The following is a 26,337-nucleotide window of genomic DNA, read 5'->3' on the forward strand; positions in this document are numbered from 1 at the left end:
CGCATTGAGGACGCCCCCCACCACGGACACGACAGCGGAGACGACGGACACCAGCACGCCCACGACAGCGGCGATGTTGCCGATGGCAAACCCGATGGCTTGCCCCATGAGAGTCCACAAGCTGCCGTCCTCGCGCGCAGCATTGGTGGTGCCCAAGAGGCCCGAGAGCGCACTGCCCAAAGCTCGCCCCAACTGCTGGAGGCTGGCGAAGAGGACGTCAACGCCGCCCTTCATGTAGCCCCACTGGCTCGCCAGGCCCTCCACCACTTCCGCTGTGGCCGTCATGCCCAGGACGACGAAGTCGAAGACGCGAGCGAGAGCGCGTCCCACCGTCGCTCCCGCGTCGCCGAAAGCGGCGAACTTCGCCGCAGCCGTGGCCGCGTCGTCCCTCTCGGAGAGGAAGCCCATCGCCTCGCCCACCCGCTGCAGCGTCGCTTGGAAGGCGTCGAGGGTAGGGCGCGCGGCTTCGAGCCCAGAGGAGAAGCCGTCGGCGATGCCTGAGAAGAAGCTGTGGATGCGGTGGGCCCACAGGTAGACGTTGATGAGGAAGTCCTTCAGCCCTCCATTCTCCGCGAGGGCCAGCTCCGCCCGCACCGCACCGGAGAAGCCGCCGTCGGTGAAGAGCTGGACGAGGCCGCGGAAGGCGAGTGTCACCCGCTCCTGGACACGCTCGACGAAGTCGCCCAGGCCCCCGAGGTTGTTGCGGACGGCGTAGGCGAGGCCCGCCACCGCGACGCCCAGGAGGACGACTGCCCCCACGGCCGGAAGTACGGTGGCGAGGAACCCGCCCACGGTGAGGCCCAGCACCTTGAGGCCCACCACCAGCAGTGCCAGGCCCACCTGGCCTGAGACGACAGCACCGACGAGGGCGATGACACTGCCAGCTGCCAGGGTGAAGGCCGCGAGCGCGCGCTTCACCGGGCTGGGCAACGCCTCGAAGACGCCCAGCACCCCTTTCACTGCGTCGGCGACGAGGGTGACGAGAGGCTTCAACCCCGCATCGAAGGGCTCGCCCAGGACGACGGCCAGCGCCTCCATGCGCCCGGCCAGCAGCTTCTTCTGGCCCTCGTAGGTGTCGAGCATCTGCTGGCGAAACTGCTCGGCCGTGCCCCCTGCATGCTTGAACTCGTCGCGCAGGTACTCGAGGGCCGCGCCGCCTCGGACGACTTCGCCGGTTTGCTTGCGCACGCCGCCAGTGAGCTGCGTGAGGATGGCATTCACACCTCCGAGAGCCTCTCGGCCGAACGTCTTCAGCAGGAAGGCGCTGCGCTGAGCCGCCGTCATGCGCTCGAGAGCGGGGGACAATTCATCGAGGATGCCGAGGAAGCTGCGGAAGTTGCCACCCGCGTCCGTGACGGCGACACCGACGCCGCGCAACTGTTGCTGCACCTCCGGGTCCGCCATGCGCTCCATGGAGACGGCCACGGCGGTGGAGGCGCGCTCCACGCCCGGGACGACATTCTTGACCAACCCCAAGGCGATGAGCGCCTCGGGCAGCTTCTGGTTGAGTGCCTGTGCGCCTCGGGCTGCCGTGCCCAGGGCCAGGGGCAGCTCATTCGCGTTGAGTGCGAAGACGTTGACGGCCTGGAGCATCTGGTCGACGGAGAGGGAGGCCTTGTCGATTGAGAGGCCGAAGGCCTTCATCGCCTGCGACGCGAGGCCCGCGGCGCCTTGGGGCGTCAGCTCCCCCAGCGAGCCTCCGGCCAAATCCAGGACGGGCTGCAGCAGCTTCATTGCCTCCGCGGCGGTGTAGCCGGCCTGGGTGAGCTCTCGCAGGCCGAGCACGGACTCGGTGGGCGTGAATTGCGTGGCGAGGCTTGCCTGAAGGGCCGCGTCACGAAGTTGCCGCAACTCCTCGGCCGAGGCTCCGGAGACGGCGGCCACGCCCGCCACGGCCTGCCCGAACTCACCGGCGGCGTTGGCCAGGGACAGCGACGCGCCGATGGTGACGGCCCCAGCCGAGACGAGGGCCATGCCGACGCCGAGCCGCTGGAAGGCCCCCTCAATGCGAGCCGTGCCCAACCCCACGCGCCTGTCGAGGGATGTGAAGTTGCGCTCGACGCCTTGGAACGTGTCCGAGGCCAAGTCCCGAGCGGTGAAAACGAAACCCATGCCAAAGTTGTTGAGCAATCGCTACCTTCGCTTCGAGGACTGCCCCAAGGCCTTCGCCTCGCGACTGCGTTGTTGGCCGATGCGCTCGAGGAGCCAGTCCCTGTCCGAGGTGGGCAGCTCCAGGGCGTCACCCAGAGAGGCTGTGAGGCCGCTTCCCCCGTGCTGCTGCCAGCACAGGTTGAAGAGGCCCTCGCGCCACGTCTCTAGCGTCACGCCGGGGAAGAGGTGGAGCGCTCCCGGCGTCTCGCTGTCCGCTGCGTCCCCGGAAGGAAGAAGCCTCGGTCGAAAGGGAGTTCCACCTCCTGGCGTAGGAAACACTCGGGGCACTCGACCTCGAGAGTCGTGTCCACGCCGCAGTCCACACGGTCGAACTCGTCGACGAGGAAGTCGGCGTCGCGCAGGGTGAGGTCCTCGATGAAGCGCCGCTTGTCGCGCGCGTCCACGCCGTCGACGTCCAGTACCCGGTAGGCGAGGACGGAGGAGAGCAGCTTCTCCGGCGCGGCACGCTGGAGCTGCGGCAGCCGTCGCTCGTCCTCGCCAGTCATCAGCCGGAATCGCACGCGCTTGCCGGCATCAGGTAGCGTTGTCTCGAAGCGGTTACCAGCGACGACGGCCGCGCGGCTGGCCTCCGTGAGGGAGCGCACCGGCAGCTGCGTCAAGTCCAGCTCCCAGTCGATGCGGGCTCGGCACGAAGCGCTCTGGCAGTGGACGGCGAAGACGTACTCGGGCCCGTAGGTGAGGATGCGAATCTGGAGCAGGGCGAAGAAGCGGTCCCCCTGGAGCACCTGGCCCCAGTTCACCTTTCCGTCGGCGAAGGAATAGGGGTCTGCGTCCAGCATCTCTTCCCAACATGCGGCGAGCAGCTCGTCCACCTGGCCGCCGCTCTTCGCCAGCTTGCGGTCAGCGAGGACGCGCTCTTCGCGCACCTTCATGCCGCGGATGCGGCCCGTCAGCCCCGAGGGGCAAGTGATCTCCGCCATGGCCTTCCTCCGGGAAGGACAAAGGCTTTGGGCGGCAAATCGGGGACATCAAAGGGCAATGGATGGCTAGGAGGGCAGGGTAGAGTTCTTCCCATGCCCGCTGATGTCATTCCGTTGGAGTTTGCTCGTTGGCTTCGCGACCACCCGGAGAAGGCCCGTCGCCTCGTCGTCTGTCTTGAGGCCTGGGGGATGATGACGACGCTGAGCGACATGATGGATTGGGCTGTTGAGGAGGGGTACCGCTCCGACAGCCCGGTGACGCCCGAGTTGAAGAGGAAGACTCGGGAGGACGCCCTCGATGCGTTGCGTAGCGTGTTCGCTGACCTCGGCGCAGCACTCCCGAAGCGGCTCAGTCAAGAGAAGGAGGACAAGTTGCTTGAGATGGGCGTCAGCGCCGTCTACGGCAACCTTCATCCGAATCCGGAAGCGCGGAAAGCAGAGTCCGAGCCTGCAGCCTCGCCTCGGCTATTCGCCGTCCAGTGGCCTGACCGCACGGTCAGCTTCGTCTACGCACGCAGCAGAACGGAAGCAGTCATTACCCTCGACGAATGGATTGCCGACTGCGAACCACACGAGTTGGTCGAAGTCGACCCGCGAGTGGCTCTGACACTTCGTCCGAAGAAAGTCCGGGACGGCGACGTTCAGATTGACCTGGAGGATGTGGATTACCGCCTCCACGAGTTCATGTCCGAGGAGTTCCCAACCTTCTTCAAGCTGCCGAAGCCAAAGAAGAAGGGCGGTTGATTACATGGGAGCCAGTGCGAAGAAGTCGTAGGTGAGGACAACGCTTTCGATGACGACTTCATCACTCTCATTGTCCCATTCGCCTGCGACGAACTTCACCGGCCAAGCGCGAGAGAGGCTCCACCGGCGCAGCGTGGTGCCGTCCCTGTCCTGCTGGACGATGTCGAGGTTGCGCTTGTAGAGGATGTCCGGCAGGCCCAAGCCGCTGGCAGTATGGACGACGTCCTGGAACCAGTCGAAGAGCTCGTGGTCCTGCGTGGCGCCTCGCTCAAGGGTGACATCCGAGACGGTGAGGCGCCCCGGGGACTTGTTCGGAATCAGCGAGCCGCCCTCGAAGTACTGGACGTTGGCGACCTCGACGGACAACTCGGAGCACTTCTGGAAACCAGCTGACGAGACTGAATCAATCTCGACCAGGAACTTGAACCGCTTATGGAAGCTGCGTGGCTGCCCGATGACGGCCATGGAGAGACTCCTTACGCGCCCGCCGAGGCCAGCTCGGCTTCGAGAGCACGGGTGTCCTGGGCGATGCGCAGGACGATGAACTCCGCGGGCTTGTTGGTAGCGAGCCCCACGCGCGCCACCAGTTGGCCTGCGAAGACGACGGACGGAGGGTTGAGGGACTCGGACGCGTCAACGAAGAAGGCCTTCTCAGGCTCCATGCTGCGGAAGGCTCCGTTGCGCATTTGCACGAGTAGGAAGGCGCTGACGAATCGCCGCACTTGGGCGCGCAGTCCCTCGGTGTTGTTGCGGTGCCTCGCGAACTCGAGTCCGGCCTTGAGGCTTTTCTCAATGAAGGACACCCCGCGCCGCTCGCCGACGTAGGGGAAGTTGCCGCCGGCCTTCAGCGTGCGGCTGCCGTCGATGAAGCGCGGCAAGCCGGGCCCGGTGGTGAGCGGGTTGACGCGGTGGGGATAGACGACGTCGCGCTTCTTCTCCTCCAGCACCTCGTTGGACTCGAAGCCGAGGACACCCAGCATGCGCCCCGCTTCGATGCCCGCGGGCGAGTCATACACACCGCCCGGGCGCGCGGAGTCGTTGCGCGCGAAGACGCCCGCGATGATGCCGGAGGGCGGGACGACGACTTGCTCCACGTTGCCGAAGACGCCGCGCGCGGGGTTGAGCACCTTGACGCGGGGCCAGTACAGCGCGGCGTGCTCGGACAGGCCTTCGAGGGCGGCCTCTTCGGAGACATAGGAGACGATGTCCGTGGCGCCGTAGCCCGCGGGCGAGTCCAAGACAGCGAAGGCCAGGCCGTCGCGCGCCACCTCGCAGTAGCGCACCATGGCGTTGTGGACGGCAGGCGTGGCCCGGCCGGGTACCAGGAGGAGCGACAGCTCCTGCACGGAGTCCAGCGCGTAGAGGCCCGTCTTCGTCGCCTCGGAGCCGATAAAGTCGGAGTCGCCAAGGCCAACAAGTCCGTCGGAGCCACCCGAGAGGGCTACCGTCTGCACGTCCGGGACGGCGCCCGGCTCCACCAGGAAAGCCTCGACGTAGCGAGAGCCGGTGCGCGCGTCGTTGAGGGCGCGCTCGACGTACCGCGCGTCGCCCTCGATGCTTGTGAGGTTGGGGAAGGACTCGCGGTAGGTGCCGTCCTCGAGGATGAGGACGTCGAAGGAGTCGGGCGAGCCGTTGGTGGCGGCGCGCACCTCCACCTCCAGCCGGTTGGCGTAGGCGCCCGCGTCCGTGGCAGCCAGGCGCAGGACGTCCATGTCTCCGGACGCCGCGCCCTGATGCAGCAGCGAGTCGAGCCCCAGCCCGAGGCTCGCGTCCCCTTGCACACGCAGGGAAGCGCCAGGCCCCGTGGCCAGAGTGCGCAGCTGCAGCGTCCCCAGGGAAGACGCCTCCACACGCACGCCCGCCACCGAGGCCTCAACAAGGGAGCGCACCTCGTTGAGCTCAACGGCGCGCAGACTCTGGACGTTGCCCGTGCCCACCTGGGGCCCAAGCGGGAAGCCGAAGACAGCGTTGGCCACCTCGTCGCCCACCTCCAGGCGACTGGCCGCCCCGAGGGTGTCGCTGGAGATTCTCAGCGCGCCGGCCTCGACGGTGGCGCGTCCCCCGACGAGGCCTGCGTTGAGGACAGCAGCCACCTCCTCCGGCGTGGCCTGCGTCGCGTCGGCGAAGTCCCCCGCGCTGAATGAGACGAAGACGTCCCGCGCGCCGTCGACACGCACGCGGAGCGCCTGGCCGGCGGTAAGCGCATAGGGGCCCGGGCGGCTCGCTACGACGGAGGCCGCCGTCCCAGCGAAAGCCACGTCCACCGCCGCGCCGCCGTTGACGGCCACCTCCAGGTGCTGACCGTTCGCCAGAGTGAAGGGAGGGCGGAGGGTGCCCCAGGCGACAGCGGGCGTGGGCCCGCCGCCCGTGGTGAGCGCTGCCGTCGCCCGCGTGGCCGTGTGCGACTCGGGGTTGGCGGCGTCCTCGTAATGGACGGTGCGCACCACCCACAGGTGGCTGCCGCCATTCTCGAAGAACCCCATGGCCGCGAGGGCCAAGTCCGAGTCCGGCGTGAAGCCGCCGAAGGTGGCCTGGTAGTCCTCCATGGTGGTGCACAGCACGGGCTTGCCGATGGGGCCACGCTCCGCCAGGCCTACGGCCCCCGCCACGGACGTAGGCGCGGAGGGGATGCCGCGGACGCGGGGCTCCTCCTCCACCACGACAACCTTGGACGACAGCAACTCACGGCTCACGGCGCACCTCGCTTCTTCCGGGGCGCACGCGCAGCGGCCTCCGGCATGGAGTGGGACGGGGCTGGCAGCGCGGGGCTCGACACAGGCGCTCGAGCCTCCTGCGCCACCTGGCGTTTCACCGCGACGTCGCCTCGGCGGACAGCCGCGGCCACGGACGCCACTTGCAGGACGGCCTCCGGCAGGCCTGCCAGCGAGACTCCGGCCGCGAGGGTGAGAGAGGCGGGCAGTCGGCGGCCTCCACGGCCTGGTTGCAGGCTGCAGGCGCACTCGCCACAGGCCAGGCAGTACGCCTCGTGGGACAAAAGGAATGTGAGGAGCCTGCCCAGGGCATTGGTGAGGGTGACACTCATGAGGTGCCTCCAGAGAGAGAGTCCGTGTCGAGATGCGCCTCGGCGACGGCCTTGCCGATGTCGAGGGGTAGGCCCTCGTCCACGTCAAAGCCGCGCACGAGGAATCCCCAAGTGAAGGCGCGCACGTCGTCGCGGCTGCCGAGCTGCGTGCGCGCTTCGCCGTCCGCGTCCATTTCCCAGCGGACGGTGCCGCGCGAGGCGTCGTCCGCGTTGCGTGGCATGACGAGCCACCGGTTGCGGTTGAGGAAGGTGGCCACGGCGGCCAGGAGGTTGAAGAGCTCGGCGGTACGCTCGGAGGCCACCGTGAGGGTGAAGGCCAAGTCCACCGTGTACGCGGGGCGCCTGCGCACCAGCTCCACGCCGGAGGGGCCCTCTGCGACGTCCTCGTGCAGCACGTTGGTGGAGTAGCGGCGACTCTCGCGCAGCGTGGGGCCCGACAACACCACCGAGGGCAGCGAGGCCATGGCGATGACGTTGAGGCCGTCCGCCACCGAGTCGTCGTAGTCGACGGAGACGCTGGCGCTGACGTTGGCCACCACCTGCTTCTTCAGCGCGCGCAGCAGCGTGCGCACGAGGCGCGTGAGGTCCGCCTCCTTGGCGATGCGCGGGCGCAGGTAGCGGTATGCCCCCGGCAGGACGACGGCTTGTCCCGGAATGGGGCGACCGTCCGCGGCGAGGTTGAGGACCTCCACGTCCACACGGCCCGCTTCGTGGGCCGGTGTCCGCACGTCCGCATACGAGGTGCCCGCCTCTTCACGGACGGAGAGCACCTCCGCGCGCAGTGCGCCCAGGCGGACGGCCACCCGCGCGGCGAAGCCCACGCCAGCGAGGCGGAGAATGTCTCCGCCGCTGGTGGGCCCCGAAGGGGGCGTCACGGACGTGAGGGAGGGGACGGCCATTACCCTGGCCCTCCGAGGTCCAACTCCTTGGCGACGCGCAGAAGGAAGCGACGGCTGGCGCCCTGGCGGAACCGCGCGAAGGCAGGCCGCAGGAAGGGGCGCGCAGCCGTTTGCGTCACCACGACGCCGCGCCCGCTGCCGCCGGTGGGCACCTGGCCCGCCTTGCGCATGAGGGCGAAGACGTAGCGGCGCATGCGCGGCGTCATGAGGATGACGACGGGAGGCCCGCCGTACTCCTGGAGCTGAGCCACGTCGACGAGGGACTCGCCGTCTGGACTCTTCGCGGTGCGCGAAATACCGATGAAGGCCTCGTCTCCCTCCACGACGACACTGATGGAGTTGCGCAGCGCACCGGAGACGAGGAGCGCCTTCGTCCCGTTGAAGCCGGCCAACTGGCGCGCCGCGAGCGTGAGAGGCGAGGGTGGGCGAAGCGGCTCGCCACCCGGCGCCTGTTGGGTGAGGCCCTGCACCACCTCGTTGCGCAGGGCGTGCGCCTCCTGGCGAAGGGCCATCTGCAACGCCCCCTCCAGGCGCGAGGCGCCCGCCTCCAGCAGTTGGCGGGCCCGAGCCCAGTCTCCAGTGCGCAAGACGGCCATGCCTGCCTCAGTCCTGCTTTGCCCGCAGGTGGGGCACGTGCGAGTTGAGCCACTCGAGGGCTGCGTGGGTGGCCTCGCGCACCACGGCGCCTCGGCGCACGGACGCTGAGGTGAGGGCCAGCGTGTGGGCGGCTACCTTGATGTCCTCGGGCCGGCAGCCATACCCGCGGAGCTTCTCCGCCAGCGCGCGAGGCGAGGGCGTGGAGCCGTATCGCCAGTAGTGCAGCTCGAGGTTGCAGGTGTAGGCCTCGGCCTCGTACTGTGCCCGAGAGGCGGGGCTGGTGAGGTAGTTCAGCTCGTAGCTGGGGCCCTCCTCGTCATGCTGGACGACGTGCTGGTGCTCGTGGACGCACACCACGACTTGGCCCCACAAGTCCCATCCCCCCTGAGGCACACCCACCTCAAACGGCAGGTAGAGGGTGCGGCCCACCGTGGTGGTGAAGCGCTCGAGGAAGCGCTGCTTGTCGAGGATGCCCATGCGCTGGAGGGCCTCGGCGGCGAGCCGCATTTCGAGCGAGTCGGCCTTGCTGGCTGTCTTCGTGCGGAAGCGCTCCTGCATGGACTGCCAGAAGGCCACCACCTCCGAGGGCTGAATGTCGCGCTGGAAGAGGGGGCCGAAGCCCGGCAGCGACTGGAGGTAACCCTTCACAGGACACCGCCTTGCGCACGGCTCGCGTCCGAGTCGGCCGGCACGCAGGTGTAGCCCGCGGCGTCCTCCTCATTCACGTAGGCACAGGTGAAGGCGGCGCCGCTGTTATTGCTGACGGCGTCGCAGTCGACGAGCACCTGCCAGCTGCCGTCCGCGTTGCAGATTTGGGCGACGTTGCCCGCGCAGCGGGTGGCCATGGACGTACAGCCGTCCGGGGCTTTGCAGCGGGCCAAGAGGGCGGTGGCGAGCAGTGGCGCAGCGAGAAGCAGTTTCACGAGACACCTCGGGCCTGTGGCCTGTCGTTGAAGGTGACGAGCAGGAGGTTGCGGCGTGGCCTTCGCCGGTGGAGCCCGAAGCCCGTGGGGCGCGCCTCGGTGACGTACAGTCCGGGCGGCGTCCTCACGGCTTGCACGAGGGTGCCCGTGACGTCGTAGAGGCTGCTCAGCCTGTCGCTGGGGCGGATGAGGGCGTCACCCGTGGCCGCGTCGACGAGGCCGAGGCGCTCCAAGTCTCGGAAGTGGAAGACGAGCTCGAGACTCGTCCGCGGGCTGTTGCCGGAAGGGGCCATGCGCAAGGACTCAAAGGCCTCCGGCTCCACCTGGCAGGGGACACGCACGGGTGAAAATTCGCGGCGGAAGACTTCGGCCAGGCCGTCGTCGTCCATGTCGGCCAACACGGGCTCGCGGAAGTCCGCGTCGTAGCCACTGGCGTGAGGCCCTGGGCCGGGCCCTGCCATGGCGGCCGTGTCCAGGCGGTACACCTCCGCCAAGAAGGGGAAGATGAGCCTGCCTCGCATCAGGCCGCTCCGGGCAGTGAGGGCCTCACGTAGGGCGACAGCAGCGCGTCCACCTCCGGCTCGCCGGTGAGAGGCCGCGCCGAGGGGCGCACGCTGTCGAGGCGGTAGCTCTGTTCGCGCGTGCGTTCCTCCACCACGCGCCAGCGCGTGCGCTCCTCCAGCGAGTCCTCGTCCGCCAACGGCGAGAGGCTGCGCAGGACGAGAAGCATGCAGGCGCGGCGGATGGCGGGCGGCGTGCGCCCCTCGGGCGTCCCGTCCGCCTCGGTGTAGCCCCAGCGCGCGCCCACGGTGACGTTGCCCTGGCCACGCGGGAAGACGCGCCCGTGGCGCAAGGTAAGGCGCGGGCCGTCGAAGCCTGGGCCCACCGGAGCACCCACCACCACCAGGTGCGCCCGGGAGAAGGGCACGTCCTCGCCATGCAGCGCGAGGCGGTAGAGGCGAATGGGCGGCACCGGAAGCCAGAGAGAGGGGGTGCCTCGCCCGTCCAACTGCAACGTGGCCGAGCGCGCTTCGAAGTGCCACCCCGTCACCTTGTCGATGGTGCGTGTCGCCTCCTCGAGGAGGACGGCCAGGCGGGTGTCGCCCGCCATGGCCGGGGTGACGCCCTCGGCGCGCATGTCGGCCACCGTGGCGTACACGTCAGTCCTTCTCCCGCTTGGCGCGGCGCGCGTCCTTCTCCTCGCTGGCCTTCGGGAGGTCCTCCGTCGTCAGCGTGCCGGCGGGCCGCGCAGGGCTCAGCTTCAGCTCGTCGCTGGCGCTGCGCTTCGTCTTGGCCTCATCGGACTCGGTGGCGTCGAGGGCCTTCGCTTCGGCCTCCGTGCACACGTCGAAGGCCAGCGGCGAGTAGTTGTCGCTGGGCAGTTGGTGGACGGTGCGCAGGTAGTCCGCCACCGGCTTCGCCACCCGGTACCAGCCGCGCTCCTCTTGAAACTTGATGCCGGCATACGTGTAGCGCCGCAGCACATGGCCCCGGCGCGCGTCGTAGGCCTTCAGTCGGACGAAAAGGGTGTTGGTGTTGTCCATGGTGGGCCTCACAGCTGCACGTTGATGGCCTTGGCGGTGCCGGACTCTTCGGCGAACTTCGCGTCGAAGCGCAGCGTGGCCACCACCTTCAGCGTCCCCTCGGAGATGTCGCGCGCGGACTCGAGCCGAATCTGCCGCCAGATGCCGACGTGGATGTTCTTGGGGTTCGTCAGGAGGATTGCCGTGCGGTCATTCGTCGCGCCGAGGTTCTCGGGCCACAGGGGAATCGGCCGCACTGGGACGCCCGAGTAGAGGACTGGCGTGTCACCCTCGAGGAACTTGTCGCCGACAGCCGTGGCCCTCTCTGCCAGCGTGCTGCGGTAGTCCAGGTCCGCGTCTACGCTGGTAAGAGGAACCCCATGCTGCTCTTGTCGCGCAGGTGCTCCGAGGGCAGCGACTTGAGCAAGTCTCCGAGGACGTCCTTGGAGATGGGGGCGCCGGCCGCGTCCACGACGTTGCTCGTGGCCTGCTTCAGCACGCCGTCCAATGTCGACAAGAATGGGTCCGCCGAGGCCGTGTCTCCGTTGACGAGGATTTCCTCCATGTCGCGGGAGATGGCGTCCGCCATCATCTCCATGAGCGTCTGGCGCAGTTCGCCGCGCTCAATCGAGTCCTCCAACACCTCGTCGCTGAGGCGCACCTCGCCCTTGAAGAGCTTCGCGTCCAACTCCACTTGGGAGAGGTCCGGCTTCACACGCTGCGCGGTGGGGACAGCGGTGGCCTCCTGGCCCGGGCGGAGGATGCGGCTGCCGAACTTCAGCTTGCTGAACTGCTGCTTGGGGGCGGCCATGGGGACGACGGTGCATTGCTGCAGCAGGACGGACTGCTTGATGAGGAGGCGCATGAACTTCTGCGCCTGCACGGGCTGGAGGATGCCACCGCCGGCCGTTAGGTCGGCGAGGGCCAGGTCCGCCTTGGCCAAGAGGGTGCTGTTGTCGAGACGGCTCATGGGGATTCCTTCGGCTTGAGAGGCTTCCTGGGGCGGGGGGACGTCAGACGTCGTGGAAGGAGAGGGCCTTGTCGACGCTCTCCCGGTTGAGGGGCTTGTTGAGGTCCAGCGGCCAGCCGACGTCCTCGACGGGAGGCTTCGGTGGGCGCTCCGAGGAGGCGCTGCTGTTGGGCAGGCCATGCTGCTTCTCCACGCGCCCCAACCGCTGGCTCTGCTCCTTCAAGGAGCCCTCCAGCGCGCGGATGGCGTCGGTGAGCTTGGTGAGGCTCTCCATGACGGCGGGGGCCACAGTGGCTGGGACAGATGCGGGCGCGGGTGAAGTGGACTGAGCTGGCGCCGAAGGCGCGGTGGCCGACTTCTCGCGCGCCTCGACGTCCTCCTCGGAGTCGTCTTCGTCAGCGTCCAACACGTCCGCGAGCGCGCGCAGGTGCTGGGCTACCTCCACCACGCGCACGTCGTCGGCGCCTTCCGTAGAGGCGAGTGCCTCGACGAGGGCTGTCACCGCTTCGAGGGCTTGCTGGGCTGTGGTGAGGAGTTCTCCGTCGGCCTTGGCGGTGTCCGAGGTGGTGCTGCTCGCGCCTTCTGTTTGGGGCGTGTCCTGGGGAGCGTCGTCCATGGTGTCTCCGTCGCGCTTCACGAGGAGGAAGCGGTGCTTGTTGGCGGCTCGGTCCACGAGGGACACCTCCTCCACCACCATGTCGACGAGGCGGTGGACGGGCGCGGCGCCTTGGGTGCTGCTCGTCATGCGGCCTCCGGCTGGGAGTCAGCGGCGGGTGTGTCGGAAGGGGGCGTCTCGGTAGAGGCCTCGGGGAGCCGGCGTGCGGTGCCCCCAATGCTGAAGCCCGTCAGCTGGCCGTCCTTCACTCGGCCCCAGAGTTCGTCCGAGAGGACGCGCACGGCGATGAGCCAGGTGCCCTTGCGCACCTGCACCTCGCCCAAGGCGAAGTCGACGGGGGTGAGGTAGCTCTCCAGCACCTTGACGTGCCCGTTGACGCGCATCTGGTGCATGAGGCCCAGGCCGCCGAAGTCCTGCATGAAGCGGTGGGCCGCCTGGCGAATCTCTGCGGCAGAGTAGATGTCGCCCTGGGCGTCCACCGCCTCCGGCTCCAGGACGACACCCAGGACGTACCGCTCGTCGTCGGGAGAGACGCCCTTGAGGAGGGCCGTCGTGGTGACGAAGGGAGCGGTGTCGGGCGACTCCTCCGGCTGCCAGTCGTCCACGGCGAAGTCGTCGCTACCCTCCAGCGCCTTCGCGGCGGGCTGGTAGTTGGAGACGAGCAACTGCGTCAGCACGGAAGGGCCGCCCACGCCGCGCATGGCGGCGATGGTGCGCGGCGTCCGGATGCGCTTCACCACGAAGCCGGAGCCCTTCAGCAGTCCGGGCAGCTTGCCTCGGATTCCATACGTCATGAGCCAGCGGCCCTTGAGCGACTTGAGGACGCCGTAGAAGCGCTCCTCGTCGAAGTCGCCCTCGCCGACGTCGACGTTGTAGCCAGGGTAGGGCGGGTCCAAGAAGAAGACGGTGTCCTTCCCGTCGTACTGGCGGACCACCTTCTCATAGTCCCCGGAGTACACCTTCACGCGCTTGAGGCGTGGGGCGAACTGCTCAATCCGCGCGAGCGTCTTCGCCTCGACGCCCGCGCCGTTGGGACTGAAGCTGCGGCCGCGCAGTTTTCCGTAACTGAAGTGCGTCAAATACAAGAAGCGGTGCAGGCGCTCCACGTCGCCCTTGGGTGTGGCGTCGTAGAGGCTCTTGAAGGTCTTCTCGTCGCCCACCCACGGCAGCTTCTTCAGCTTGGAGAAGCCCGCAGGAGTCAGCTTCTGGATGAGCCGGTACGCGTTGGCGATTTCGGTGTCCGCGTCGTTGATGGCCTCGACGTCCACGGCCTCCTTTTCGAAGAGCACGGCGGCGCTGCCAGCGAAGGGCTCCACGTACGTCTTGTGCGCGGGCAGCATGGCCACCAGGCGCTTCGCCAGACGCTTCTTTCCCGCTGGAGAGCCCCAGACAGTCTTCTCTACTGGCACACCCGCCTGGAGAGATGTCAGGACATGTCGAGCCCGAGCGAGGGCTTTGGAGAGAGTGCTACCCATCGCGCAAGCCCTCCGGGTCGAACCCCCACGTCAGCTCGCCCGAGGTGGGGAGGTTCAGGTCGCGGGGCCAGACGATGGGTGTCGCCTCAGCTTTGGCGGTGGAGGTCGGCTCCTGCGGCGTTGCGTTGCCCTCCGGCGTCGGAGGAGAGGTGGGGGGTGGTGTCGAGGTGGCCGGCATGGCGTTTCGTCTCCGGAAGAGACAAAGGCCTGCGGCGCGAAATCGGGGACATCGCTACTGTACTGACGTGACGGCGAGCATCGTGGTGCGGCAGAGGCCATGGATTGTCCGAGAGCCGCCTGGCCAAATCGAACGGAACTCACCAACGTCGTCACCGTGGCCAGCGACTGGATGCGTGTCGCGAAGGCTCACTGAATCACCGGGCGGAGAGTCCTGGGTTCTTCATCTCTCCGCGATGAGTGGCTGAAGGGCCTTCTCGTAGGCTTGGCGCTCAAACACGAAGGGGCCGAAGCCTTCATAGCTCCACTCACCCGCGGCACTGTTGGGCCCGCGGTGGGGGTTGGCGAAGTCGCGCCAAACCACTTGGTCCCGTCGCACTTCGATTCGACATACGAGAGGCCAGCAGCCCGGCTCGCCACAATCGCCGCAGGTCAGCACGGAGATGCGGTCGGCGTGAGCGTCGTCTTTCGCGGCAGGGGGGGCGTAGAAGTCCAGCGCCGGATGTCTCCTGTCCTCGCTGCAGGCCAGCCACGTGTAGGCGCCCGCGATGTTTGGGCGCCCCTCCCGCATGGCCATGGGGTGTTCGAACGCGCGCACCAAGTCAATCAGCTGACGCTCGTTGATGCGGATGCGGAGGCCGAGGCGATGAGGGACGTCATCGTCAACAATGTCGAATGCAATGAAGTCCATAGCGGCGGCGAGTGTAGGCCCAAACCCAGCGGCACGCCTGGCCTTCACACGACGGCGAGTGTCGTGGTGCGACAGAGGCCGTGGTACGGCGGGAAGCCGACGCCCGCCTCCGCGAGCTGTCTGTCTGACACGAGCGAGCGGAACTCGCCGACGTCGTCATGGTTGCCGGCAGCGGAGCGAAGCACCTCGGCCAGGCGCGTTTCCTGGCCACCTCGGTTGACGTAGAGGAGGGCGCGTCCGGTGTCCGCGTCGAGACGCTCGCGCACCCAGGGCAACTCCTGCTTCACATCCTCCGGGCGCTCGCGCGCCTCGACGCGCTCGAAGCGTTGGAGGGCGTCGCTCACTGAGAAGGTTCGCCCATGGAGGTAGCGGCACGCCTGGGTGGTGGCCGCGTCGAGAACCGCCTCGATGCGGTAGCGGCGGATTCCGGCCTCGGCGTAGCTACTCATCTGACTGAAGGAACGCCCCGTGCCGATGAAGCTGCCCGCCACGACTTCCCAGTAGAAGCGGGCCCGCTCGATGAGGGCACCGCGCGCTGCCGTCTCCAAGGACTCGGCGATGTCGCTTCGCCCCATGCCGGCCTCAAGCCCTTCGGCCACGAGGCGCCGGGCCTCCTTGCCGAAGGCGTCCAGCCTGCGCCCGTACTCGTCCCGCACGTAGTTGCCCTGGGTCCGGACGATGTGGTGGGCCACGCGCCTGTCCATCGCGTTGAAGCGGGCGGCGAGGGCGAGTCCCTGCTCTCTTCGGGCGTGGCTGCGGGTAGAAGCGACTACCTCATCGGCTGCGTCACCGAGGGGGGCCTGGATGCGAGAGGGAATGAAGGCTGTCTGCCGGCCGGCTGCCTCCAGGGCTTGGGCGACGAGGCGCCTGCGCTGGGCGGCTGTCGTCGTCCTCCAGTCCACGTCGAGGACGGACACTGCTTCCCGCATGGCGTCCACCTCCGCCTGCCCGACTGCACTGCGCAGGCGCGCGGCAAGCAGAGCCACGGCGCGGTCCATGCCCGCGGCGGTGCCGACGTCCAGGGCCTTGGCCACCGGTAGCCGCAGGACGTCGCCCAGGAGCGTGTCCGCCACCGCCCGCGCCTCATGCAGGAGGAGCAGGCTGTCAGGGGTGGCTACGCACATGGAGGGCCTCCTGCGTCACGAGCTCCGTCGGGCGCCGGCGCCTGGCGCGCACCTCGACGCCAGCCGGAGTGGGGGAGAAGACAACGTCGTGGCTGCCCGCACACCTGTCACACAGTGCGAAGACGAGTAGGCCGTTGCGCCACAGCGTCGTCGTTTCCTCCAGGAGGCCGCGCATGCGGCACATGCGGCACTCGAGGACACCGCGCTCGGCGTCCGCCTGGGCCTGGAGAACCCACGCGCGCTGGAGTTGCTCGGGCGTCATGACTTCCTCGCCGAGAACCACCTGTCGAACTCCTCCTGCGGCACGGGGATGTGCTCGGCGTCCATGTGGCGGCGTGCGAGCGCCAGGCGTCCTTGGGCCAGACGCTCCTCCTCGGCACGAAGCTCTTCGCGCAGTCCGAGCAGGCGCTTGGCCTCGCCCAAGAGCGCGCCCTTGTCCTTCTGGGGCCGCAAGTCCTCGACGCCCGTCTGAATACCCGCGAGCGTGAGCGTGAGCGGGCGCTTCACCCAGTCGTCCCCAATCTTGCGAAACTCGCGATGGAAGATGTCGCCCGCCAACTGGCGGCCCTCCTCGGGAGTCAGCACGCCCACGCGCACCAGGCGCTCCACCATCTCCGTCATGCGCTCAGGGTCTCTCGTGGCCGTCGTCTGGCTGCGGAATCGCCAGAAGCGCACGCCCATGTCGGCGAGCACCTTGCGGTTGAGGAGGAAGTCAAACTCATCTCTCTCGGGCTGAAACACCTGATCCTCGGCGAAGCGGAGCTGAGCCTCGGCCACGGAGCGGTTGAAGTCTCGGCCATCGCCGCGCAGCAGCGGTGGCAGGCGAAACGCGCCGCCGACCTTGTCGATGTTGCGTTGGTCGTACTCCTGGAAGAGCGCGTCCTGCTGCTGTGCGTCTGTCAAGGGGCGCAGCTCAATCTTCGCGCGGCCCCCATCGCCGGTGCCGGAGCCATCGGCCTCCAAAATGAGGATTTTGTGAAAGTTGGCTTTGCCCTTCAGATTCTCCTCAATGAATCGCTCGATTCGCGGGACTGAGGCGTCAGACAGCCTTCCTCCGGAGACGAGCAGGGCGAGAGGTGGGACGGACTTGTTCGAAAAGTAGAGGTAGTTGACCTCTTCCATCTCTCTGGATCCAAGGACAGACAAGAGGGTGCCCACCCAACGAGGAATGCCGTAGGGCGAGCGTGGCGAATGAATCGCGAAGTGGATGAGCTCCGTGGCGGGGCCGTCCGAGGTGTCCGAGGCCTTGAGTGCGGCGACGTCCCGGAAGGTGCGGCCGGTGAGGCGGGAGATGGCGCGCGAGTCGGAGAAGGCCTTGAAGTACACGCGCTCGTTGCCCTGCACCTGGATGTAACGGCGCATGCGTCGGCGGGTGGTGACGGTGTCGAAGCTGACGGCGGAGACTCTCACGCGCTCGCGCACCTCGACGGCCTCCTTGTCCAAGGGGAGGAGGCGCACGGTGAAGGAGGGGACGTACACGAAGCGGGCGATGTCTCCCTTCCCGTCGCGCAGCACCTCCCAGTACGCATTGCCCGTTACCTCGAGGTCGTGGCGTGTGCGGCGACGCAGTTCGACGAAGCTGGAGTCGAAGCACGCAAAATCAAAGAAGGACTCCAAGCGGGCTTTCTCCACTCGAGCCTGCTGGCGCACTTCTTCGGCATGCGTAGCGACTTCCTCCTCCGTCGGGCGCAGGGGCGTCCCCGGAGGCAGAGTGCCCGCGTCACGCGCGGCCAGGCGCTCCAGGGCCATGGCATCGGCCACCTTCTCGCGGGCGCCATCGGCCTCGAAGTCGATGGACGCTTCGAAGCGGTACCCGAAGCCGTCGATGTTCGTCGCGTAGGCGTCGACGTTCTGTCGCAGTGAGTTGGAGTGCTCGACGAGGAGACAGAGGGCCTCTGGCTCATAGGGAGGTGTGAGGGCACCCGCGTCGGAGAAGGCAGAGGACTCCTCGCCACCGGGGCGACTGGCGGGCTCGTCCACACGCGCGCCCACCACCACTGCCTTGAGGATGGCCTGGAGGCGCTCCTCGGCTTGGTGGACATCGGCCGGCCCTGTCACGAGCGGTCTTCCACGTAGGCCACGAGGCCCGTGGGGGTGTGAGAGACGGCACGCACGCGCTGGCCGCGGGCTGCCACCTCCGCGCGAACGGCATCCAGGAGTCCGTCCGAAGTCGAGGACTCGACGGTGAATCCAGTCCCTGGGCGCGCCGCGCCCGAGGCAGAGGAAGAGGAGAGGACGAAGACTTTGACGTCGCGCTGCACACGGTCCTCCGGTGTCAGGTGGAGGCAATGCGCGCGGTGGGAGGGGTGCCTCTCACGTGAGAGGGCGGTTGGGCGCGTGCCTCACCTTCAGTGGGAACAAAGGTCTTGGACCCTAAATCGGGGACATCCGATGCCAGCTGAGGGCCTACCCGTGCGGTGTCCGACTGCTTGCTGGAGCGCGCAACTCCCCATTGTCGGGCCCAGTGGGCTGTTCGCGCTCATCTGGCCGCAAAGCAAGCGGAGTAGTCCTGGTGGTTTCTGTGGGGCCCAGTCTCTACAGGGGCGCCAGCGTCGGTCTATGCGGCGATTTGACCTGTGATGCTGAGCTGATGCTATCCTTCATGGTCAATTGCACGCGCCGGGGAGGGGGCATGTCAGATACGTACCGTGTTGCGAGGCTGGCTATTCGGTTGCGCGGCTACGTCCAGCCGGACTCAGCCGGACAGTTCGAGGGTTACGTAGAGGCCGGCGACTATGTCGTGCTTGAGGAGAAGCAAGGTTACCCGACGGCGGACACTGACTATGTCCGCCTGGAGGTACCGACGCTGGGCGCGCTCGACACGTGGATTTGTGTGCGTTGGCGCACCCAGCGCTATGCCTTGCTTGTCAATATGGAGAAGCCGCCAGCCACAACTCGACTGGCATTTGACGACGACCCGTTGGCGGTGCCTGAAAGTGCGCTCACGACACGGTTGGCGGAGTTTCAAGAGTATAGCTACGACCTGGATGAAGCGCGCTATCCCTGGGAGCTGCCTGGTGTCCGCGTGCCGCTTGCTCCGCCTCGGAGCAATAACTGTTGTACTTTTGTAGAGGCACTAGTGGTGAAGGCCTTCTCGGATGTCCATGGCGCTGCCTTTGCTTGGGATGCCCGTCGCCACCGGCAGATGATGGTCTCTTCTGCAGAAGACTACTTCTCGCCAGTTACTGCTGCCATAGAATCCGGTATGGCTATCTCTCCCCCGGATGCGGACTGTCCGCCGCATCCCTGGACGCTCATCCAGGGATGGCGTAATCAGTGGCGTAATGGTCACACGTTTCTCATCGTTGAACATCATGCGGCAACGGACAAGGTGCTGATTCTGGAGTCAAACTACTACTACGGCCTCAGAGGTGTTGGATACAGAGGTGTTGGTAGTTTGCATGAAGTTGGCCTCAAGCCGCCCGGTGACTGGTGGACGAGAAGCGATGTGTGGACATGGCGTCGAATCTGCTCCACTTATTTGTTCCGGCGACAGGCTTGGTTGAAGGTCAAGGAGCGCACCCTGTCTGGGGTATGAAAATCCGAGGCGGTGTGGGGCGGATTGTCGTCGGAGGTTTGAGTCGTCGCGTGTTGGTTGGAGTTTGAATGTTGGATTTGTTTCTGGGGGGATTATGCCAGAAGTGGTCCCTGCTCCTGCTGAGAACGAAGATGGTCGCTCAAAAGACTGTGTCGGCAAGGAGGGGTTTGGGCTCCTTGTTGGGGCGATTGAGGATGCAGTAAATATAGCGTCGCGCAGTCATTATGCGATGGCCCGGAGGTGGCGCCGCGTTGATTTGGGGATATCAATCCCTCTTGCGATTTTTGCGGCAGGGACGGCAGGTGGGACTAGCGCGTTTGCGTTGAGTGCCCCCTCTTCTGGGTCGCCATTCGCCTGGGTGGCAGTTGGTGCTGCTCTCGTCTCCTCGGCATTGGCTGCGCTCAATACATCTCAGCAGCCTGGCAAGAAGGCCGAGTCGCATGAGAGTACCGGCAAGCGCTACTCGGCGCTCAAGTATCGCTGTAGGTATGTGTTGATTCTCGAGGAGGAGAGCGATCAGCGTCGTGCGGAGATTCTTCAGGCGTTGATTTAGGAGCAATCTCAGATTCGGGAGAGCAGCCTCGCGGTCAATGAATGGGCATTTGTGGAGGCGCGCCGCGAGAAGAAGAAGAGCGAGGAGCGTGATAGCTCAGGCGGGGGGCGTGGTGTGAGTGGTGAACATCTAGTGCCGTCATTCGATGGGGCGCGAGTGTCTGCGAAAACTGCTCCGTCTGTCTCTGCTGATGTGTTGGATGGGAATGTTGCTCGGCTGCCAGGGAAGTAATCTGGAGCCGGTGCTTGCTTGGTGAGAGATGTGTGGTGTCGAATGCGCAATTCGGTGCAGGCCAACTCGTCTCATGGGACATGGATTGCGGTAGCTGATGAAGGCAGTCGCCGCTAGCGCTGCTTGTCCTGTCGGTAGGCGCGCCATCCCGCCCCTGGACGCGTACCCAGGGGCGGCGCAGCCAGTGGGGTTCGGGGCACACCTTCCTCGTTCTGGGGCACCACCCGGAGGCTGACAAGGTGCTGGTGTTGGAGGCCAACCCCCTTCCGGCTCGACGGCGTCGGCTACCGTGGCCTCGGCAACCTGCGCGACGCCGGCCTCCGGCCGCCTGCGGACTGGTGGACGCGGAGCGAGGTGTGGACGTGGCGCCGCATCTGCTCGACGTACCCCCTCCGGCGGCAGGCCTGGCTGAAGGTCACTGCGTGAACGGCGACGAGGCGTTGAGCCCTGCCGTGCTTCCTTCTGTCAGTACCGCAGTACGGCGACCGCTACCGGCGCAGCACGCTGGTGTGGTCCAGCGCCGCGTAGAGACGCGGCGCTGGCGAATCCAGACGAGGCCCTATTCTTCAACCTCAGATTTGGGCCCAGACGACGCCGTGGATGAAGCCATAGGCGCCCACGTCACACGACAGGTACAGCTTGCCCCCGGACGGAACGTATGCCCCAGTCAGGACCATGTACTGGTTGCTGCCAGTGGCTGGCAGCACCGCCGTCTGGGACCACCACTGGTAGTCGGATGAGATGTTGGCGCCCACTGCGGTACACGAGATGTTCGTAGCGGCAGTCGCTGCGAATCCATACACAGTGACTGAGTAATTGCCCGCTCCGTCCACGGCGAGGGGGATGAGCCAAGTCTTGGTCGTTGCGCAGTTGTTCTTGACGGCACCCAGCGAGTTGCGGCCGAAAACCCAGCAGCTTGCGTCAGCCGGATTCGGAGTGTAGCCACTGAAGCCAGGGATGCTTCGCGCCATTGCGAGGCTTGACGTCAACAGAATCGAAAGGCCCACAATGGCGGCAATCGAGCGCGAATGCTTCATTGCATGAACTCCTAGTGAGGGGAAGGGTGTTGCCATGGCTGTACGGCATGGAGTTTTTTCCTTCGGTTGCTTGATTATCTAGAAATTAATTTCTGTCGGCCTGTGTAATTTTGTGCCTCCGTTCGCTGTTGGCGCAACCCGTCGGGCTCGGAGCACGCCTTCCTCGTAGTGGATTTCCACGAGGCGGCGGACAAGGCGCTGATGCGAGGGTCCAATGCTACCTACCTCGACGGCGTTGGCGACCGCGGCCTCGGCAACCTGCGAGACGTCGGCCTCCAGCAGTCTGCGGACTGGTGGCCTTGGAGCGAGGTCTGAACGCGGCGCCGCATCTGCTCGACGTACCCCTTTCGGAGGCATGCCTGACTGGAGGTCAGCGCGCGCACGGCAGCGGGGCTCTGAGCTGTGGTGAGGGGTGCGGTTCTAGCCTAACGCAAGCATCCCTTCGAATCGGTCGTCGAACTCCGGAGCCAGTATAGAGTGATTGGGGGAGGGGCCCACAATGCAGAATAGAGTTACAACAGAAAGGAGCCGCGCGTTGGGAGAGTTCTTGATGGCCCAGCGCCTTCGCTGCGGAGACGACCGCACGTCGGTTACTCGAGAGCTGACGGAATCAATTGTGCGTTGGGGCCGGGCGCAGGGATGGAACGTTCAGCTTGAGTATCGCGTTCCCGCGTACTGCGCGGAGGAGGAAAGGGCTCGGAGGATTGATGTCCTTTTGGGGCCACCCGGAGGCCAAGCTCTCGCTGTTGAGCTGGATAGCGCTGACCGACGGAAGTCTGTCGAGAAGCTGCTGTGGATGGCCGGCCATGGGGCCGAACCACTTTGGGTTCGGTGGGACTTCAAGGCGCCACGATTCCGCGCAGCAGTTCCATCGATGATTCAGGTGATTGAACTCAACGTGCTTGCGATGGGCGTGTTGGCGCAGGGGAAGACGAGCGCTTCGTCGGCGAAGGCACCAAGCGAGCTGCGCCCCGGGAGGGAGGAGAGTCATTCTCCTCACCGCCGAGCCACGCTAGGTGAACTTCCGGAGCTGCCCATTCCATCCCCTGGCGCGATTCGCGTTGCAGGCTGTCCAAGGGCATATGCGCCATGGACGCCAGTTGAGGATGAAGTGCTGCTTTCGCATTTTGACTCAGGGCTAGGTGTGAGGGGACTGTGTATGCTGCTTGGCCGCCAGACTGGGGCAATTCGTTCACGGCTGCAGCGACTGAGACCTGAGTTGGTCGAATTCTAGATGGGGAGGGCGAGGAGCGTAATTGGGCTTTGAGAGATTTGGCAGTGCTGGGTTAGCCAATCACCCGCACGCCGATCTCCCCATGCCCTCGTCGCTCCGGCCCCCGCTCGCGCTGGCAGGCAAGGACGACGGCCCAGAACTTGTCCGCGTGCCCGCGGTTGGTGCGCTCGCCATCGAAGGACACCTTCCCTGAAGGAAGCACCCTGCGCTTGATGGAGTGAATCTGCCCGACGAGTTCGCGCTCACGCGGCAAGGTGACGTCGCGGCGCTGGAGCAGAATCTTGAAGTCGGTGGCCCAGCGCTCCTTCGCCTCGTTGGTGAAGTTCTCCGCCACGACCTGTGGGAAGTCCCTCGCCAGATTCTCAGCGAGGTTCATTCCGATCCCGCTGCGGTCGACGGAGAGGCGCGCGACGGGCAGCACCGAGAGGAGTCTGCGGAGGTGTGCCTCCTGCTCGGAGAAGGGGACTCCTTCGAAACTGCGTAGCATGCGGCACGTGAATCGGCCCGCCACCTCTTCGAAGACTGCCAGCTCCGAGCGGTCTCTCGTGCGGCCGACGTCGAAGCCCGCCACCAGGCGCCCCTGGGGCACAGGCACATCGGAGGCGTCCTGAGCTAGCGGCAACTCGTCGGTGGTGCACGGGAGGATGAGTTCGTACGGGAGGAAGGAGTACGATTCGTCCACGTAAAAGGCACTCAAACTCCTGCTGGAAGTCCTCCAGCGGCAGGGAGTCGTACTGCTCGGTGAGGACGGGGCGCCCGAAGCGAGCGACGCGCTCCTCGGTGGGCATGAGGGGAGCCTCCACGGCGGCGCGCCGCACGTCGAGAGAGAAGAAGCGGCACAGCCACCAGGGCACTTGCTGGCGTGTGTGGTGCGGGTACTTGCGAAGCTCCTGGGTTGCAATCTCCCAGAAGATGCCGCGCCGGCCGAGCGGGGTGCTGCAGCCTGTGAGCTGACCATGGGAGCGGAGGATGAGCGCCGTGGAGCCAGTGTAGACCTCCCTGTCTCCAATATAGTGCGCCAGTTCATCCATCACGCAGTCACCCCGCTTTCCACGCGGCGGCTTGGACGGCACGCTGATGATGCGCGAGAGTCGCCGGCCTCGAGAGTTCGACTCGAAGGCCAGCTCTGTCTTCGCGTCAGTGACGAGCTTCTTCTTGTAGGCGAGCGGCATCTCCTCGAACACCTGCCGGGCGAGGAGAATCTTCTCGACTGCATCTGAAAGGTTGTAACTCACGAACACAGTTGTGTGTCCGTCGCGCAGATGACAGCGCGAGAGGGCTTCGAGGGCAAAGATGAAGGAGAAGCCCACCTGGCGGCTCTTCGCCACCCAACGGAAGCGCGAGCGATTGTTCAGCAATGCGAGTTGGTATGGTTCCAGGACAATGGGCTCGCCTTCGTACTGGCAGAGGCCCGAAATGAAACCGGCTTCAGTAGAAAGCCAGCCAGACAGGTCATCCTCGGTGCGTCTGGTCGTTATGAGCACGGCTGGAATTTCCTCTCAAAGAGGACTTGGAGCTCGTCGAGAAGGATGTCGAGTTCCATCCCACGCCAAGCGCCGTAGAATTTCCATGGGTCCATGGCGTGCTTCTGGGCGTTGCAGTTGCGGCATAGGGGCACTGCATTGTGCAGGAGCGGGTAGCCCTTTTGCATCGGACGGTGATGGTCCAGCTCCAAGGGGCCTGCTGAGTTGCAGCGTGCGCAGGTGTTGCCAAAAGCATTGAAGATGAATGCCTCGTAGCCCGCGGGGAGCGGCTCGTCGATGCCGTAGCGGAGCTCGCGGGTGCGGCGGGAAGCGGTCCGTCCCGCCTCGGCATTCATGCGATACCAGCGCCTGTTCACTGCTCTTTTGGTTCGCTTTCCCTTCGGAGACGCCGAATAGCGCTTCATCGCGGCGGCCATGGCGTGACGCTTCTCGGGGCATGCGCGCTTGTCAGTTTCGTAGCACCGTCTGCACAGCCCATGCGCACGGTGTTCCCTCTCGGTGGTGTTGCACCGCACGCAGCAGGGAGCCTTCTCGGACCACCTGCGTTCTCGCTCAGGGAGAGTTCCTCGGTGCCAGCGGCGCTTATAGCAACGCGTGCATAGACCAAGGGCCATATGCCGGCGCGAAGTCTCGCGGCAGTCGATGCACGCCTCTGGGTAGGGGGCGGGGCTCCATCGCACGCAGCCTGTGTCTTCAGGGTTCGTCTCGTCCTGTCTGCGAACCGCGGCCACAGGTTCGTTCCCTCCCGGCTGGAGTCCATTCATGTTCGATTCCTCTGCGGTAGCCCATTCACCCAGCGCCTTCGCTGTATTCAATTGCGCCAACCCGCTTTCGTCTTCATGGTTGGCTCTGCTGATTGACACCTCCAATTTCTGCTTTCATACGCACGTCGTGCGTATGAACCTCGTCCTCCGCCATCGTCCGCGGAAGGCCGCTGGAGATGCGGTGCTCGACAACCACTGCGACGAAATTGACTATGACTCATGCTGACCTCCAGGGGCTGCACAGTGCGCAGACCCTTTTCGTTGTCCCCGAGGCGACGTGCCTGCTCGGCGTTGATGGTGAGCACCGGGCAGGCGTCGCTGGCGACGAACCAGGGCTCACCCTGTTCTCATCGAGGGAGATTCGGCTGCGGTATGCCTCGATGGTGAACTCGGCGAGCGGATGCACAGCGACTCCACTCCTTTCTGGGGAACGCCGAGGCCGCATGTGGCCCGGCTCAAGATGCAATGCGCAGCGTGGCAAATGACTTGTCTTGTTGGGGTGGCAGAGCGTGCATGGCCGAGTCCCCTTCACGATGGAGTTGCCATGTCTGCCTATGCTGCCCGTGCACCCCGAACCCTCACGGAGAAGGAGGTGGTGCTGCTCTTGCGCACCACGGGGTTCCACCGGGATGGCTACCGGGACCACTGTCTGTACAGCCTCGCGCTCGCCACGGGCCTGCGTGAGCATGAGCTGGTGGCGCTCAACGTCGGGGACATCTTCGACGAGCGCGGGCGAGCACGCCGGCACGTGCTGCTGCACGTCTTCAAGGGCAGCCGCCGGCACCCTCGCCCCCAGGAGGTGGTCCTCTCGGACACGGTGCGCGCGAAGCTGGAGAAGCTGCTGCGCCTCAAGCGCACGCAGGGGCACGACGTGGAGCCCCACGCGCCGCTCTTCCTGAGCCGAAAGGGCCTGCGCTTGTCCACGCGGCAGGTGCGCCACGGCTTCGCGGTGTGGCAGGAGCGAGCGGGGTTGGAGCGGCACCTCAACTTCCACGCCGTGCGCCACACTGCGTGCACCGGGGTGTACCGGCGGACGAAGGACATCCGTCTCACCCAGCGCTTCGCGCGCCAACGCTCCATCGACTCCACCGTCATCTACACGCACCCCTCGGATGACGAACTGGTGCGGGTGACTCAGGATCTGCCCTGCTGATGGGGCGTGCCGCCTCCGTGCCCGGCGCCCGCGACACCCTGGTTGAGCCAGGGGGAGGCGCGCGGAGGCGGTGAGGGGCGGCGGTTTCTGGGGCCCTCTCGGGCTCTCGCAGGCGCCGCTGGCGAAAGTGAACAGGGCGAGCTGTTCACTTACCGAGTGAAAATGAACAGGGGTGGACTGTTCACTTTTTCGGAGTCGCCCCTCTCGAAAAGGGCCCCAGGTACACGCTCCCGTGGCGAGGCCCGCACGAAAGATCGCACCACCCCCCACCCTGGCGTCATGGGTAGGCGGGGTAGGCGTGCTGGCGTCATCGGTGGGCATGGTTGAGGCCGGCCAGGGCAGGCGGCGAAGGCGACGGGGAGGAGCCGGGGCCGAGAGGGCGGGCGGCAGGTGGCCCCAACCTGCGGAAAGCGGCAATCGGCCCCGGCGCTTCGGCCCCTCAAGAGGGCGCGTAAGCACGCGAAACAGC

General features: G+C 66.3%; 26 protein-coding genes. 4 read left to right on the forward strand and 22 right to left on the reverse strand.

The genetic code is table 11. The annotated features are described in order from the left end of the window. A partial coding sequence (locus tag KRR26_RS33965) for a phage tail tape measure protein (protein ID WP_217081850.1) occupies positions 1–2,130 on the reverse strand: 2,130 nt, incomplete at its 3' end. A gap of 191 nt (positions 2,131–2,321) precedes the next feature. Beyond that, positions 2,322–3,092, reverse strand: a complete 771-nt coding sequence (locus tag KRR26_RS33970; protein WP_217081851.1) for a hypothetical protein — start codon at positions 3,090–3,092, stop codon at positions 2,322–2,324. 93 nt (positions 3,093–3,185) lie between these two features. Between KRR26_RS33970 and KRR26_RS33975 the strand changes: the two genes are divergently transcribed. Further along, the gene (locus tag KRR26_RS33975; protein ID WP_217081852.1) at positions 3,186–3,836 is read left to right on the forward strand and encodes a hypothetical protein; all 651 of its coding nucleotides are present in this window, start codon (positions 3,186–3,188) and stop codon (positions 3,834–3,836) included. On the opposite strand, the gene KRR26_RS33980 is transcribed toward KRR26_RS33975, so the two are convergent. The 17 genes from KRR26_RS33980 to KRR26_RS34060 form a co-directional block, all read right to left on the reverse strand. Next, positions 3,837–4,301 (reverse strand): phage tail protein, encoded by a 465-nt coding sequence (locus KRR26_RS33980; protein WP_217081853.1) that lies wholly within the window; start codon positions 4,299–4,301, stop codon positions 3,837–3,839. It lies immediately after the preceding gene. An 11-nt stretch (positions 4,302–4,312) separates the two neighbouring features. After that, positions 4,313–6,529, reverse strand: a complete 2,217-nt coding sequence (locus KRR26_RS33985) for a phage tail protein (RefSeq protein ID WP_217081854.1) — start codon at positions 6,527–6,529, stop codon at positions 4,313–4,315. A gap of 346 nt (positions 6,530–6,875) precedes the next feature. Next, positions 6,876–7,778, reverse strand: a complete 903-nt coding sequence (locus tag KRR26_RS33990) for an IPT/TIG domain-containing protein (protein ID WP_120211105.1) — start codon at positions 7,776–7,778, stop codon at positions 6,876–6,878. Further along, a complete protein-coding gene (locus KRR26_RS33995) occupies positions 7,778–8,374 on the reverse strand; it encodes a hypothetical protein (RefSeq protein WP_217081855.1) in 597 nt (198 codons plus the stop codon). Before KRR26_RS33995 ends, KRR26_RS33990 begins: the two co-directional genes overlap by 1 nt. 7 nt (positions 8,375–8,381) lie before the next feature. Beyond that, a complete protein-coding gene (locus KRR26_RS34000; RefSeq protein ID WP_217081856.1) occupies positions 8,382–9,023 on the reverse strand; it encodes a hypothetical protein in 642 nt (213 codons plus the stop codon). Beyond that, positions 9,020–9,298 carry a hypothetical protein gene (locus KRR26_RS34005; protein WP_328707261.1) on the reverse strand — a complete coding sequence of 93 codons (279 nt, stop codon included), beginning with the start codon at positions 9,296–9,298 and terminating at the stop codon, positions 9,020–9,022. The genes KRR26_RS34000 and KRR26_RS34005 overlap by 4 nt, the downstream gene beginning before the upstream one ends. Beyond that, on the reverse strand, positions 9,295–9,819 hold the full coding sequence (locus KRR26_RS34010; protein ID WP_217081857.1) for a hypothetical protein: 525 nt from the start codon (positions 9,817–9,819) through the stop codon (positions 9,295–9,297). The genes KRR26_RS34005 and KRR26_RS34010 overlap by 4 nt, the downstream gene beginning before the upstream one ends. Further along, positions 9,819–10,457: a hypothetical protein gene (locus KRR26_RS34015; RefSeq protein WP_217081858.1), complete on the reverse strand. Its 639-nt coding sequence runs from the start codon at positions 10,455–10,457 to the stop codon at positions 9,819–9,821. Before KRR26_RS34015 ends, KRR26_RS34010 begins: the two co-directional genes overlap by 1 nt. Before the next feature lies 1 nt (position 10,458). Continuing rightward, the gene (locus KRR26_RS34020) at positions 10,459–10,842 is read right to left on the reverse strand and encodes a hypothetical protein (protein ID WP_217081859.1); all 384 of its coding nucleotides are present in this window, start codon (positions 10,840–10,842) and stop codon (positions 10,459–10,461) included. Positions 10,843–10,850: 8 nt separating this feature from the next. Further along, the gene (locus KRR26_RS34025; protein ID WP_217081860.1) at positions 10,851–11,078 is read right to left on the reverse strand and encodes a hypothetical protein; all 228 of its coding nucleotides are present in this window, start codon (positions 11,076–11,078) and stop codon (positions 10,851–10,853) included. A 101-nt stretch (positions 11,079–11,179) separates the two neighbouring features. Continuing rightward, complete coding sequence (locus KRR26_RS34030; protein WP_217081861.1) at positions 11,180–11,791, reverse strand: phage major capsid protein; 612 nt, start codon at positions 11,789–11,791, stop codon at positions 11,180–11,182. Positions 11,792–11,834: 43 nt separating this feature from the next. Next, positions 11,835–12,536 (reverse strand): hypothetical protein, encoded by a 702-nt coding sequence (locus KRR26_RS34035; protein WP_217081862.1) that lies wholly within the window; start codon positions 12,534–12,536, stop codon positions 11,835–11,837. Continuing rightward, positions 12,533–13,882, reverse strand: a complete 1,350-nt coding sequence (locus KRR26_RS34040; RefSeq protein ID WP_217081863.1) for an XkdF-like putative serine protease domain-containing protein — start codon at positions 13,880–13,882, stop codon at positions 12,533–12,535. Before KRR26_RS34040 ends, KRR26_RS34035 begins: the two co-directional genes overlap by 4 nt. 400 nt (positions 13,883–14,282) lie before the next feature. Further along, a complete protein-coding gene (locus KRR26_RS34045; RefSeq protein WP_120211093.1) occupies positions 14,283–14,750 on the reverse strand; it encodes a hypothetical protein in 468 nt (155 codons plus the stop codon). 44 nt (positions 14,751–14,794) lie between these two features. Beyond that, positions 14,795–15,874 carry a head morphogenesis protein gene (locus KRR26_RS34050; protein ID WP_217081864.1) on the reverse strand — a complete coding sequence of 360 codons (1,080 nt, stop codon included), beginning with the start codon at positions 15,872–15,874 and terminating at the stop codon, positions 14,795–14,797. Further along, positions 15,855–16,136, reverse strand: coding sequence for a hypothetical protein (locus KRR26_RS34055; RefSeq protein ID WP_217081865.1), 282 nt, complete (start codon positions 16,134–16,136; stop codon positions 15,855–15,857). The genes KRR26_RS34050 and KRR26_RS34055 overlap by 20 nt, the downstream gene beginning before the upstream one ends. Then, a complete protein-coding gene (locus KRR26_RS34060; RefSeq protein WP_217081866.1) occupies positions 16,133–18,163 on the reverse strand; it encodes a phage portal protein in 2,031 nt (676 codons plus the stop codon). The genes KRR26_RS34055 and KRR26_RS34060 overlap by 4 nt, the downstream gene beginning before the upstream one ends. A 343-nt stretch (positions 18,164–18,506) precedes the next feature. Here KRR26_RS34060 and KRR26_RS34065 point away from each other — a divergent pair, with 343 nt between their 5' ends. Then, positions 18,507–19,412, forward strand: coding sequence for a hypothetical protein (locus KRR26_RS34065; protein WP_217081867.1), 906 nt, complete (start codon positions 18,507–18,509; stop codon positions 19,410–19,412). A 94-nt stretch (positions 19,413–19,506) separates the two neighbouring features. Next, positions 19,507–19,965 carry an SLATT domain-containing protein gene (locus KRR26_RS34070; RefSeq protein ID WP_217081868.1) on the forward strand — a complete coding sequence of 153 codons (459 nt, stop codon included), beginning with the start codon at positions 19,507–19,509 and terminating at the stop codon, positions 19,963–19,965. 803 nt (positions 19,966–20,768) lie between these two features. Here the strand turns inward: KRR26_RS34070 and KRR26_RS34075 are convergent. The 3 genes from KRR26_RS34075 to KRR26_RS34085 all read right to left on the reverse strand — a co-directional run bounded on the left by KRR26_RS34075 (position 20,769) and on the right by KRR26_RS34085 (position 24,367). Then, complete coding sequence (locus tag KRR26_RS34075; RefSeq protein ID WP_217081869.1) at positions 20,769–20,951, reverse strand: hypothetical protein; 183 nt, start codon at positions 20,949–20,951, stop codon at positions 20,769–20,771. A gap of 1,568 nt (positions 20,952–22,519) precedes the next feature. Continuing rightward, the gene (locus KRR26_RS34080; RefSeq protein WP_328707264.1) at positions 22,520–23,149 is read right to left on the reverse strand and encodes a phage terminase large subunit family protein; all 630 of its coding nucleotides are present in this window, start codon (positions 23,147–23,149) and stop codon (positions 22,520–22,522) included. Positions 23,150–23,941: 792 nt separating this feature from the next. Continuing rightward, the gene (locus tag KRR26_RS34085; RefSeq protein WP_217081870.1) at positions 23,942–24,367 is read right to left on the reverse strand and encodes an HNH endonuclease signature motif containing protein; all 426 of its coding nucleotides are present in this window, start codon (positions 24,365–24,367) and stop codon (positions 23,942–23,944) included. An 892-nt stretch (positions 24,368–25,259) separates the two neighbouring features. On the opposite strand from KRR26_RS34085, the gene KRR26_RS34090 reads away from it, so the two are divergent. Further along, positions 25,260–25,868 (forward strand): tyrosine-type recombinase/integrase, encoded by a 609-nt coding sequence (locus KRR26_RS34090; RefSeq protein WP_217081871.1) that lies wholly within the window; start codon positions 25,260–25,262, stop codon positions 25,866–25,868. Positions 25,869–26,337 lie beyond the last annotated feature (469 nt).

This window comes from Citreicoccus inhibens (genome assembly GCF_019039035.1).
GTDB classification, from domain to species: Bacteria; Myxococcota; Myxococcia; order Myxococcales; family Myxococcaceae; genus Citreicoccus; species Citreicoccus inhibens.

Excerpts from the sequence above, each read along its gene's own strand:
- KRR26_RS34090 (WP_217081871.1), top strand. The coding sequence starts at position 25,260 with ATGTCTGCCTATGCTGCCCGTGCACCCCGAACCCTCACGGAGAAGGAG.
- KRR26_RS34030 (WP_217081861.1), bottom strand. The coding sequence starts at position 11,791 with ATGAGCCGTCTCGACAACAGCACCCTCTTGGCCAAGGCGGACCTGGCC.
- KRR26_RS34035 (WP_217081862.1), bottom strand. The coding sequence starts at position 12,536 with ATGACGAGCAGCACCCAAGGCGCCGCGCCCGTCCACCGCCTCGTCGAC.
- KRR26_RS33990 (WP_120211105.1), bottom strand. The coding sequence starts at position 7,778 with ATGGCCGTCCCCTCCCTCACGTCCGTGACGCCCCCTTCGGGGCCCACC.
- KRR26_RS34055 (WP_217081865.1), bottom strand. The coding sequence starts at position 16,136 with ATGACGCCCGAGCAACTCCAGCGCGCGTGGGTTCTCCAGGCCCAGGCG.
- KRR26_RS33980 (WP_217081853.1), bottom strand. The coding sequence starts at position 4,301 with ATGGCCGTCATCGGGCAGCCACGCAGCTTCCATAAGCGGTTCAAGTTC.
- KRR26_RS34085 (WP_217081870.1), bottom strand. The coding sequence starts at position 24,367 with ATGGCCGCCGCGATGAAGCGCTATTCGGCGTCTCCGAAGGGAAAGCGA.
- KRR26_RS34065 (WP_217081867.1), top strand. The coding sequence starts at position 18,507 with ATGTCAGATACGTACCGTGTTGCGAGGCTGGCTATTCGGTTGCGCGGC.
- KRR26_RS33970 (WP_217081851.1), bottom strand. The coding sequence starts at position 3,092 with ATGGCGGAGATCACTTGCCCCTCGGGGCTGACGGGCCGCATCCGCGGC.
- KRR26_RS34040 (WP_217081863.1), bottom strand. The coding sequence starts at position 13,882 with ATGGGTAGCACTCTCTCCAAAGCCCTCGCTCGGGCTCGACATGTCCTG.
- KRR26_RS33975 (WP_217081852.1), top strand. The coding sequence starts at position 3,186 with ATGCCCGCTGATGTCATTCCGTTGGAGTTTGCTCGTTGGCTTCGCGAC.
- KRR26_RS34045 (WP_120211093.1), bottom strand. The coding sequence starts at position 14,750 with ATGGACTTCATTGCATTCGACATTGTTGACGATGACGTCCCTCATCGC.
- KRR26_RS34020 (WP_217081859.1), bottom strand. The coding sequence starts at position 10,842 with ATGGACAACACCAACACCCTTTTCGTCCGACTGAAGGCCTACGACGCG.
- KRR26_RS33995 (WP_217081855.1), bottom strand. The coding sequence starts at position 8,374 with ATGGCCGTCTTGCGCACTGGAGACTGGGCTCGGGCCCGCCAACTGCTG.
- KRR26_RS34070 (WP_217081868.1), top strand. The coding sequence starts at position 19,507 with ATGCCAGAAGTGGTCCCTGCTCCTGCTGAGAACGAAGATGGTCGCTCA.
- KRR26_RS34010 (WP_217081857.1), bottom strand. The coding sequence starts at position 9,819 with ATGCGAGGCAGGCTCATCTTCCCCTTCTTGGCGGAGGTGTACCGCCTG.
- KRR26_RS34050 (WP_217081864.1), bottom strand. The coding sequence starts at position 15,874 with ATGTGCGTAGCCACCCCTGACAGCCTGCTCCTCCTGCATGAGGCGCGG.